The sequence below is a fragment of the Streptococcus gwangjuensis genome (genome assembly GCF_028156745.1).
Lineage (GTDB): Bacteria > Bacillota > Bacilli > Lactobacillales > Streptococcaceae > Streptococcus > Streptococcus gwangjuense_A.
This window is the reverse complement of sequence record NZ_JAODJG010000029.1, coordinates 107,617-118,360: the sequence shown is the minus strand read 5'-3', so window position 1 is coordinate 118,360 and position 10,744 is coordinate 107,617. Positions and strand designations below refer to the sequence as shown.

At 39.2% G+C, this 10,744-nt stretch carries 8 protein-coding genes, 1 tRNA gene, 1 other RNA gene and 1 pseudogene; 4 read left to right on the top strand and 7 right to left on the bottom strand.

The features are described 5' to 3' along the window. Window positions 1–227 (top strand): annotated as a pseudogene (locus N5909_RS02905) (hypothetical protein); the annotation flags it as partial. Further along, window positions 215–2,536 carry a hypothetical protein gene (locus N5909_RS02900; RefSeq protein WP_271630775.1) on the top strand — a complete coding sequence of 774 codons (2,322 nt, stop codon included), beginning with the start codon at window positions 215–217 and terminating at the stop codon, window positions 2,534–2,536. The pseudogene N5909_RS02905 and the gene N5909_RS02900, both read left to right, overlap by 13 nt. 92 nt (window positions 2,537–2,628) lie before the next feature. Here the strand turns inward: N5909_RS02900 and N5909_RS02895 are convergent, their stop codons facing one another. From N5909_RS02895 to N5909_RS02885, 3 genes are read right to left on the bottom strand one after another with little or no spacing between them, the layout of a single operon-like run. Further along, window positions 2,629–4,587 (bottom strand): fructose-specific PTS transporter subunit EIIC, encoded by a 1,959-nt coding sequence (locus N5909_RS02895; RefSeq protein ID WP_271630774.1) that lies wholly within the window; start codon window positions 4,585–4,587, stop codon window positions 2,629–2,631. Then, entirely contained in the window at window positions 4,584–5,495 is a 912-nt protein-coding gene (gene pfkB, locus N5909_RS02890) for a 1-phosphofructokinase (protein WP_271630773.1), read from the bottom strand. Before pfkB ends, N5909_RS02895 begins: the two co-directional genes overlap by 4 nt. Beyond that, a complete protein-coding gene (locus N5909_RS02885; RefSeq protein ID WP_271630772.1) occupies window positions 5,492–6,232 on the bottom strand; it encodes a DeoR/GlpR family DNA-binding transcription regulator in 741 nt (246 codons plus the stop codon). Before N5909_RS02885 ends, pfkB begins: the two co-directional genes overlap by 4 nt. Before the next feature lie 161 nt (window positions 6,233–6,393). Between N5909_RS02885 and N5909_RS02880 the strand changes: the two genes are divergently transcribed. Beyond that, a tRNA-Ser gene (locus N5909_RS02880) sits at window positions 6,394–6,481 on the top strand. Between the two features lie 211 nt (window positions 6,482–6,692). On the opposite strand, the gene ssrA is transcribed toward N5909_RS02880, so the two are convergent. The 4 genes from ssrA to N5909_RS02860 form a co-directional block, all read right to left on the bottom strand. Further along, window positions 6,693–7,041, bottom strand: a transfer-messenger RNA (tmRNA) gene (gene ssrA / locus N5909_RS02875). Window positions 7,042–7,102: 61 nt separating this feature from the next. Next, a complete protein-coding gene (locus N5909_RS02870) occupies window positions 7,103–7,738 on the bottom strand; it encodes an SGNH/GDSL hydrolase family protein (protein WP_033682002.1) in 636 nt (211 codons plus the stop codon). 1 nt (window position 7,739) lies between these two features. Continuing rightward, complete coding sequence (locus tag N5909_RS02865) at window positions 7,740–8,567, bottom strand: HAD family hydrolase (protein ID WP_033682003.1); 828 nt, start codon at window positions 8,565–8,567, stop codon at window positions 7,740–7,742. Between the two features lie 21 nt (window positions 8,568–8,588). Next, a complete protein-coding gene (locus N5909_RS02860; protein ID WP_333908918.1) occupies window positions 8,589–9,914 on the bottom strand; it encodes a CapA family protein in 1,326 nt (441 codons plus the stop codon). Between the two features lie 174 nt (window positions 9,915–10,088). On the opposite strand from N5909_RS02860, the gene def reads away from it, so the two are divergent. Continuing rightward, the gene (gene def, locus N5909_RS02855; protein ID WP_271630771.1) at window positions 10,089–10,700 is read left to right on the top strand and encodes a peptide deformylase; all 612 of its coding nucleotides are present in this window, start codon (window positions 10,089–10,091) and stop codon (window positions 10,698–10,700) included. The last annotated feature ends 44 nt before the right edge of the window (window positions 10,701–10,744 follow it).

Genomic DNA, 10,744 nt, shown 5'->3' with positions numbered 1-10,744 from the left:
TCACAGCTCACAGCTCACAGCTCACAGCTCACAGCTCACAGCTCACAGCTCACAGCTCACAGCTCACAGCTCACAGCTCACAGCTCACAGCTCACGCTGATTATGTAATCAAGCGTATTTTTTGTCAAGCCCTAAAACAGACTTTTTCACATTTTTGTGAGAAGGTCTTTTCTGTTGTTTCTCAACTCAATGAGTTGATTGTTGGAGGTGTAAAATGGCTCCTCTAGCTATTGATAGAAGTTGGCAATCTGGAAATGAAAGAGCTGACAATTTATTTTTCTGGAGAAATTTCGGTTTTGATGAAAAAGATATTTTAATCGAAAATACTGATGGTATCATTAACGGAGCTCTGTTTGAATTTAAAAATAGCATTGCTGATCTTAATGCTGTGCTTGTTCAAGCTATCCACTATCTGTCTAAATTAAGGATAAAAGGTGGTATTCCTATACCAAGCAAAATCGTTTTAGTTGATATTAATAAAAATCGTGCTAGTGTTTATGATGCAACTCAATATCGTTTAGAAATTTTACAAAATTATACGAATAGTGCATCAAAAAATGTAAATCAGACCACTTTAAAAAATGCTACTAATCCTGAAAAAGTAATTGAATTTGATGTTCTTCAACCAAAAAGCCCTAAAAATCGTGAATTGTGTGAATTATTCCAAATAGACGAGTATCAAAAGTTTGAAATTGATTTTCCAAACATTTTAGGGTGGGCTAACTATATATACCGTCACGATAAAACAACAACAAAATCTCAAATGTTTGAGATGCTCAAACAACCATCTAATTCAATAGTCGAAAACTATATCTTACCTTGGTGTGGAGACGAAAGCGATTTTGACACCGTGATGGACGCATTAAATGACCCCGCAAATAGAAAAGATTTAGGAGCATTTTATACACCACTACCTTATGTTAAAGAAGCAACTAAACTTGTTCGTCAAGCTATTAGCAATCTTCCTAAAGGCATGGACTATGTTATTTTGGACAGATGTGCTGGTACAGGAGCATTAGAGCATTATTTAACTGAAGAAGAGTTAAGCCATGTTATCTTGAATACTTATGAAATAAAAGAATGGCTTGTTTTGTATAACAAATATATTGGGAAGGTACGGGCTATCATACCACCACTTTCAATGGTACAAGAAAACAAGGGGAACTTAGTAACAGGTGGGGATGCTTTAGCAGAAGAGTTTTTATCAATTCCAATGGAAACAGATGGAAAACATAATACATTACAAGAAGTCATAGATGACAAAAATATTGCGATTATTGGTTTTGAAAATCCCCCTTATTCTAGCGAATTAGCCCGTGCTCAAGAAGGAAATGTTAAATCGATAGATAAATTTAGCTATATAAGGAAATTGATGTCCGATGAATTTGTTGGTGATAGTAACCATGCAAAAGATTTGCTAAATCAATTCGTTTGGTCTTTTGAAAAATACTTTATGAGAGATGAAAACGACTATTATATTTTATTTGCTCCTGTTAAGTATTGGAAATCAGTTGGTCTAATGCAAAAAATCTTTATTAATGGTTTTCTAGCAAACAGAGGGAACTTTAAAGCACAAGAAAGTTCCGTTTTGGTAGCACTTTGGAAAAACGATCAAGATAACGAAACTGAAAGTATTACTGTAACTGCTAAAGAAATATGGAGAGATAATAAAAAATGGGGAACTGGGAAAAGAGCTGCAGTCATTGATGTACCTGAGGATGCTATTCTTAAAGATGTGAAGCATGTCACTATAAAAAAAGTATACAAAACGCTAGGAGAATACTATTCTAAAAAGTTAAAAACAGATGTGTTATCTAAAATTGCTACTGGCTACGATGGTAAAGAAGTACCATTAAAAAGCTATGGAAAACCTGTTTATAATGACAATATTTTAGCGGTTATAGAAGCCAGTGGTTTTGGTACTACTCCGCAGGACATAAGAATGACTAGAATTGCTATTTATCATGGACGAGGTAGTCAAGTTAGAACAAATAATTACGCAGAGCAAACTGCTTTATTTGTTGCCAAGCAATACCCTCAAAAAAACTGGTATGAAAGGGATATTTACTACACAACTGCTGATAAAGGGGATTTGTATACAGAGGATACAGATTTTCTTAGAAAAGCTACATTATGGACTTGTATCTCTCAAAAAAATCATTGTTTGAGCTTTGATGGTTCTGATGGAAAGTTTTATAGTAACGAAATGTGCCTAGATGAGAACTCTCTAGTTCGTAAAGAATTGGTCGAACAAGAAAAATATGGAAAACTTGATAGAGCTGACTTAATGTTGCTAGGTGTCTTCGATGAATTACTTGAACTAGCTAAAAATACTCAAGAATATAATCCAAAATACAATTATGGTACTTATCAAATTGAATTGGACATAAATACATCATACAAAGATGGTAATGATAAAAAGATATTCAACAATGAAAAAGTTAACACTAAACTAAAAGAACTCAAAACAAGGTTAGCTGATTACTATGAGAATGAGCTTGAAAGTAAATTATTTGAGTATGAACTATTGAAATAGTGAGAAGACGATTTCCAAACGGAAATCGTCTTTTTCGATATTGTTGAAATACTACATTTTGTGGTTGGTTTAAACTGGTATATAGTTCCCTTTTATTTAACTGCTTGTGGTTTGCGTAGGTAACCATAGACCACACCACTCACGATTGCTCCTACCAAGACAGAAACGAGGTAAAGAAGAGCATTTGAAGTAAGAGCGATGACGAAGATTCCTCCGTGTGGCGCCATGAGTTTGATACCAGTAAGACCAACAAGTCCACCTGCTACTGCTGAACCAAGGATGAAGCTTGGAATCGCACGAGCTGGGTCAGCGGCACCAAATGGAATCGCTCCCTCAGTGATAAATGACAAGCCCATGATGATGTTTGTCAAACCGGAGTTGCGTTCTTCCTTAGTAAATTTGTCTTTAAAGAGAAGAGTGGCAACAAAGATTGCAAGTGGTGGCACCATTCCTCCAGCCATAACTGCTGCCATGGCTACAGAACCACCTGAAGAAACAGTCGCTGCAAGCGTACCTGTACCAAAGACATAGGCTGCTTTATTGACTGGTCCACCCATATCGACAGCCATCATTCCACCAAGGACGATACCAAGAAGGACAGCTGAACCTCCTCCAAGACCGCCTAGGAAGTCATTCATTGCAGTGTTGATTGCTGCCATTGGGATATTAACAGCTAGCATAACAAATCCAGTCAAAATTGTTCCAAGAAGTGGCAAAAGAAGAATTGATTTAGCACCTTCAAGTGAACGAGGAACTTTAACGTATTTCTTGATAGCAAGAACTAAAGCACCTGCGATAAATCCACCAACAAGAGCACCTAGGAAACCAGATGAGACACCTGCAAGAGTTGATGTTGCTTCACCACCTGCTGCATAAGGGATTTTACCAAAGGCAAAACCTTCTTTGGCAATAGCACCAGCCACGAAACCTGCTACTAAACCTGGTTTTTCAGCGATAGAGTAGGCAACATAACCTGCAAAGACTGGAAGCATCAAACCAAAGGCAGCTCCACCGATTTTCATGAACATAGAAGCTAACTCATGGTAGGAACCAAGATTGCCAAGGTTTTCATTTGGAACACCCAAAGCACCGTCAATCAAGAAGGCAAGGGCAATCATGATACCACCACCGATAACGAATGGCAACATTTGAGATACACCACTCATCAAGTGTTTGTAGAAGGCACCACCAAGGCTTTGTTTTTCGTTAGAGACTGTTGCAGCTTTTGCACCATTAGCTGCACGGTAGACTTCCGCTTCTCCTGAAAGAGCCAAGTTAATTAACTCTTCTGTCTTACGGATACCGTCAGCAACTGGACGATTGATCAATGGTTTACCATCGAAACGATCCATTTCTACAGCCTTATCTGCTGCGATGATAATAGCTTTAGCCTTACGAATGTCTTCCGCAGTTAGTTGGTTACCAACACCACTAGCACCGTTGGTTTCGACCTTAATTCCAACACCCATTTCAGCAGCCACTTTTTGAAGAGCTTCTTGGGCCATGTAAGTGTGAGCAATACCTGTTGTACAAGCTGTAACAGCCACGATGAAGTCGGCAGATTCATTGGCAGGTGCTTGAACAGGCTCTTCAGTTTTTTCTGAAGCTTTGTCAAAAAGTTCGATAACCTGGTCAGCTGATGTTGCTTGACGAAGTTTGTCAGCAAAACCGTCTTTCATTAAGTATTGAGACAATTCTGCCAAGGCTGCCAAGTGAGTGTCATTGGCACCTTCTGGAGCCGCAATCATGAAGAAAAGGTCTGTTGCTTGTCCATCTAAACTCTCGTAGTCAACACCCTTGTTTGACTTGGCAAAGAGAACTGTCGCTTCTTTTACAGCAACGTTTTTGCTGTGAGGCATAGCGATTCCATCACCCAAACCTGTAGAAGTCAAGGATTCACGCGCCAAAATTCCTTCTTTAAATGTTTCAAAATCTGTCACATAACCGTGCTCTGTCAAACTTTTAATCATCTCCTCGATGACAGCAGTTTTTTCAGTCGCCTGCAAATCCAGCAACATGACATCTTTTCTCAATAGGTCTTGAATTTTCATCGTTTTTCTACCTCAACTTTTTCATATGTTTCTTTAATAAATTCTGCTGTTGCCAAGTCATCCGAGAAGGTGGTTGCTGTTCCACAAGCAACCCCCCATTTGAAGGCTTCTACTGCGTCTTTTGATTTGACAAATTCACCTGTGAATCCAGCAACCATAGAATCACCAGCTCCAACTGAATTTTTGACTGTTCCTTTGATTGGTTTAGCGAAGTAAGCTCCCTCAGATGTGACAAGAAGGGCACCGTCCCCAGCCATAGAGATAATGACATTTTGAGCACCTTTAGCCAGTAACTCACGAGCATATTTCTCAATTTCATCTAAACTTTCGAGTTTAACCCCAAAAATCGCTCCAAGTTCATGATTGTTTGGTTTGACCAAAAGTGGCTGGTAGTCCAAACTATCAATCAAGGTCTGTCCTTCAAAGTCACAAACCACTTGCGCACCAGTCTTGCGTGTCAAGGCAATCAAATCCTTGTAGATAACATTTCCTAGATTTTTAGCACTTGAACCCGCAAATACAACCGTGTCTTCTGCAGTCAAACTAGACAAAATAGCTTTCAATTCTTCTAGCTGAGCTGGTTCGACATTTGGACCCGTTCCGTTGATTTCTGTTTCTTGGTCTGCTTTGATTTTAACATTGATACGAGTATCTTCTGCCACTTGGACAAAACGTGTCTCGATTTCTTCATCAGCCAAAGTATCTGTGATAAATTTACCAGTAAAACCTCCGATAAATCCCGTCGCTGTATTTGGTATATCCAAACGTTTCAAGACACGACTGACATTAATTCCTTTCCCACCAGCAAATTTATCATCACTGTCCATACGATTAACACTACCGACTTGGACTTGGTCCAAACGAACGATATAATCAATAGATGGATTGAGTGTGACTGTATAAATCATACTTCTATTACCTCCGTTTTTTCCTTAATAGCCTGCAAGAGCTCATGTCCTTGACTTGTGATAACGATAGCGCGTTTAAGTGGTGCTACCTTGGCAAAGCAAGTTTGTCCAATTTTTGATGAATCCACCAAGACATAGGTCTGTTTGGCATTCTCCAAAATAGCACACTTAACAGCTCCCTCCTCCATATCTGGAGTCGTATAATAACCATCGTCCACACCATTCATCCCGATAAAGGCACGATCAAAGTGCAATTGGTTAATCTGGTTAAGAGCAACGCCCCCGATGCTCGCATCTGTCGCCATCTTGACACTTCCTCCAACCATGACAGTTGGAATCTGCTTTTCAACCAACTGAGCAGCATGGTGAATCGAGTTGGTCACGACTGTAACATTCTTATTAATCAATTCATGAATCAAAAAAGCAGTTGTTGTTCCAGCATCGATAAAAATGACATCTTGTTCCTTGATGAGAGAGGCTGCTTTCTGAGCCAGTAACTTCTTCTCTTGAAGGTTTTTGACAGATTTTTCTTGAATGGTTTCTTCTTCCTGCAAGGAATGGGGCAATTCTGCTCCACCATGCACGCGACGAAGCTTGTTTTCCGCTTCCAACTCATCCAAATCTCTTCGAACCGTTGATTCTGAGGTCTCTAGCAAACTAACTAATTTTTCTAGAGAAACTACATGATGTTGATTTAACTCCTCTAAAATCAGTTGTTTCCGCTCTGTTTTTAACACTGAATCACCTCCTGTTATCGTTTACACTATTCATTCTATCATACTACATTTCAAAGTCAAGCATTTTTTATCATTTTCTTTCACAAACTATCATTTTTCTTATTTCCAGAATTTTTATTGCAAGATAAGAGCCTTTATGGTAGACTATTTGAGTAAGTATTGGAAGATTACTCAAGAGGCTTAAGAGGCCGTGTTGGAAACGCGGTAGGCGTGTAACAGCGTGCGTGGGTTCGAATCCCATGTCTTCCGTAGAAAAGAAAAATTATTTTTTGGATACGACAAAAATGTTGTATCCTTTTTTGTATCGCTTTTTTAAAAATAGGGTCTGTTTTAGGGTCTATATGTGACTCCTTTTGTGACTCCTTTTTTCGCAAAAGAATACCAAGGAATACCAAAGATAAAAATAAAAAACGCTGATTTAACAACGTTTTACCAAGGAATGCAAAAGAATGCAAAGGAATAATGGAGCCGGTGGGAGTCGAACCCACGTCCAAACACCTGCCAACATATTTGTCTACAACCATAGGTTATGTATTATTTTAACAGTCTCTCGACACATAACTCAAGCCTAGAAACTGCGAGTCTATTAATCTCTTATCAAGCCACTAGACGAGACTTGATCGTATCTCGCTAATAATAAGACCTGTCATTGAACACGAGCAATCCAAATCGGGTCACGCCTGCTGGTTTTTAGGCAGCTAGAGCGTAAGAAGTGTTATTTTTTGCAGTTATATTTAACTGGCATTTTTACATCTGCCGATGAGTCGCAAAATATGCCTCATAATGCCTGTCGAATCCGTAACGACCCCAAAAGACAATAAAACCATTATACCTTATCTAACACAAAAATGCAAAAAGGAAAGCAATTAACTACAAAAGATAGTCTTTCAAAGATTTTGTCAAAACCTGATAACCAGCAACACTAAGGTGCAACCCATCAGTTGTATAATCTTTTTTGAGTTGACCTGCCTGGTCTGTCAAACTATCAAAAACTGACACAAATTCCACCTGCATGTAGGCAGAAGCAAGCTCTTGATAGGCTTGATTCCATTTCTGAATTTTTTCATTCGTACGGATATAGACCGTCTGCTTGTACTCCTCTCCCTCATTGACTGGCAAAATGGAAAGCAGTTTAATCTCAGTCAATGGATAATCGCGAGCAATGGATTGAATGATAGCTTCAAGATTATTGAGAGTCTCATTTACAGGAACATCTTTTCCGATATCATTTGTCCCAATCAGAAGGACAATTTTATCTACCGCTCCACCGTACAGATGCGCATCGAGGTTCTCAAGTAACAGCCTTGTCTGATAGCCACGAATTCCTCGATTGACAATTGTCTTTGAAGTCCCAAATAGTTCCTGCAGAGGATAATATTCGACAATGGAATCCCCAATAAAAAGAATGTCTGGCTCTACAATAGAAATGCAATTCAAATGACGGTACTTGGTTTGGATTTTACCTTGTTCCTTTAGCAACCAATTTTCTAATAACTGTACTGCCACTTCATTCTCCTTTTTCTAACCAGTTTTCCAAGACTTGATAAACTCCTCCTTGGCTATTGGCTGGTGCTAGAGCAGTCGCCACAGCTTTGGCCTTGTCATCAGCATTTTCCATCGCATAAGCAATTCCAGCCATTTCAAGCATTTCAACATCATTTTCACTGTCACCAAAAGCCATGATTTGTTGAGGCTTCAAGTCCCAACGTTTGAGTAATTCTTCCAAGCCCCATGCTTTATGAATTCCAGCTTGAAGGATATCAATGCAACCATAGCCACTCGATACAGCACGAACACGGCCATCAAAGAGGTCATTGATTTCTTCCAAAACCGAACTCAAACGTTCCTCACCAACAACCATACTCATCTTGAGTACACCACCAAAGAGGTTAGAGGTTAATTCATCCACAAAATGCATCCGTTGGTAGAATTTTTCAATCATTTCTGGAGTCATAAAACTTTCAAGGTCTGTAAAAATGGTACCTTCTTTGACGAAACCACCTTTCATCCCCGTTACAACAAACTGGTCCTGACACGCCCGACCCTTGAAATGAGCCAAAGCCTTATCTACAATAGCATCATCCCAAGTCTGTGCCTGAATCAATTCATTATTTTCAAAAATACGAGCACCATTGGCAACAACTAGAACCACTCGATCCACCAAGTGCTCCAGTAGTTGCCTCATACGGTGAATTTCATTGCCCGTCGCGATGACAAAACGAATCCCCCTTTGATCCAACTGATCTAAAATTTTTTCCAAGCGTGGGAGATCAAGCTGGCCTCTAGCATCCAGCAAGGTCCCATCCATATCTGTCGCAATTACCTTAATCGTCATTTACTTTCCTCTGGATTCAAGTTAGTCCCACTTCAATCCCACATGTTCGTTCATTTCTTTATAGGCTGTATCAATTCGTTCCTTAGTCGCTTCATCTAACTGATCACGATGACTGCCACCCTCGATAAAATCTTCTAAGATATAGGTTTGATAATGATATAGGGGATATCCTTCTGGTGAAAAGGTTCCCTTTGGTGTTCGATTGACCCAAGTTGGATGAGCTTTAGCTGTGTCAATAGTTGTTTTTCCACCTTTTTTCTTGACAGTTACATCCATAAGAACACCACGCTCAGTCCACTTCGCATTGTCTACACCAGTCATTGTTTCAATACGTTGGTTAGAAATAAAGTTTCCCATAGAATAGATGATAAGTTTTTTCTCTCCATCTTTTTCAACAGTCTCTGATGGCTCAACTACGTGTGGATGGCCTCCAAAGATAATATCCGCTCCCCATTCAATCATCTTGTGGTATAAAGCCTTTTGCTCTTCAGTCGGTTCTATGCGATACTCAACACCCATCTGAGGCATGATAACAGTAATGTCCGCTTCCTTCTCTGCACGCTCAATTTCAGCCTTCATCTTATCTTCGTTTAGGTCTGAAAGATAGCGATTATAATCTTCTTGAGAAATACTTTGCTCAATTCCATTAAATCCATAAGAATAAGCCAAAAGTGCAACCTTGATACCGTTCACTTCCTTGATAACGAGTGGAGCTTGATCACGTGACTCGTGCGTATAAACTCCAATAGGTGTCATTCCTGCCTTTTCAATAGAATCTGCTGTTGAAATAACTCCTTCAATTTGCGAATCTAAAATATGATTATGGGCTAAATCTAAAACATGATACCCAGCATCTTTAATAGCATCCATTACTTGACCAGGAGCATTAAATAAAGGATACCCCGCTAAATAATGATCTTTATTAATAGTTCCTTCAAAATCACCTATGGCCAAATCAGCCTGTTTGAGCCAAGGTTTAACATACTCAAAATTCTCATGAAAATCATAGCTGCCATCTTCCTTTTTAGCTGACATATAGATAATATCATGGTAAAGTAAATCTCCATGGGCCATAATACGAGCACTTGTTTCTTCTTCCTGATCTTTAGATTTTTGATTTGTCTTATTTGCTTCTTTAGAAATGGCATCCTTTTTTTGACTGGTCAAGGGGATTCCTTGGAAACTTTCAAACAGCAAGACCAAGCCCATTGATAAAGCAACTGCTAGCAAGAGTATCGCCACAAATCCCTTATTACTCCACTTGCGATAACTCCTAAAAAAGTTTACAAAGCCTCTCACAAAATGAAAAACTGGTCCACGTTTATGTCTATCTTGTCTTCTTTGCATCTTCATTCTCCCTACTTTCTAATGCAAGCCTTTTCTTTTTATTATATCACAGATAAGTAATTCTTTCACAATTGAATCGAACCTACTAGGTATTTTCTATAAAAGCTAGATGCCGAAATGCTTTCATTCCTTGTCATTTTGTGATATCATGTAGAGGTAATGAAAGGAGAGAAAATGTCTGCAATAGAACGTATTACAAAAGCTGCTCACTTAATTGATATGAACGATATTATCCGCGAAGGGAATCCTACTCTACGCGCAGTTGCTGAGGAAGTCACTTTCCCCCTATCTGATCAAGAAATCATTCTTGGCGAAAAGATGATGCAATTCCTCAAACATTCCCAAGATCCTGTCATGGCTGAAAAGATGGGACTCCGCGGTGGGGTTGGACTTGCTGCTCCTCAATTAGATATCTCAAAACGCATTATCGCTGTTTTGGTACCAAATATTGTCGAAGAAGGCGAAACTCCAGAGGAAGCTTACGACTTGCAAGCTATTATGTACAATCCAAAAATCGTCTCTCACTCTGTTCAAGACGCTGCTCTTGGTGAAGGAGAAGGTTGCCTATCTGTTGACCGCAACGTGCCTGGCTATGTTATTCGCCATGCCCGCGTTACTGTTGACTACTTTGACAAGGATGGAGAAAAATACCGTATCAAGCTCAAAGGCTACAACTCCATCGTTGTTCAGCATGAAATTGACCACATCAACGGTATCATGTTTTACGATCGTATCAATGAAAAAGACCCATTTGCAGTTAAAGATGGTTTACTGATTCTAGAATAAAGAAAATCCCGTTGCAAGACGGGGTTTTGTGTTATAATAGAGGC

What these genes read in the sequence shown, in the direction of transcription:
- N5909_RS02900 (WP_271630775.1), top strand. Translation starts at nt 215, where the DNA reads ATGGCTCCTCTAGCTATTGATAGAAGTTGGCAATCTGGAAATGAAAGA.
- N5909_RS02895 (WP_271630774.1), bottom strand. Translation starts at nt 4,587, where the DNA reads ATGAAAATTCAAGACCTATTGAGAAAAGATGTCATGTTGCTGGATTTG.
- pfkB (WP_271630773.1), bottom strand. Translation starts at nt 5,495, where the DNA reads ATGATTTATACAGTCACACTCAATCCATCTATTGATTATATCGTTCGT.
- N5909_RS02865 (WP_033682003.1), bottom strand. Translation starts at nt 8,567, where the DNA reads ATGACGATTAAGGTAATTGCGACAGATATGGATGGGACCTTGCTGGAT.
- N5909_RS02860 (WP_333908918.1), bottom strand. Translation starts at nt 9,914, where the DNA reads ATGCAAAGAAGACAAGATAGACATAAACGTGGACCAGTTTTTCATTTT.
- def (WP_271630771.1), top strand. Translation starts at nt 10,089, where the DNA reads ATGTCTGCAATAGAACGTATTACAAAAGCTGCTCACTTAATTGATATG.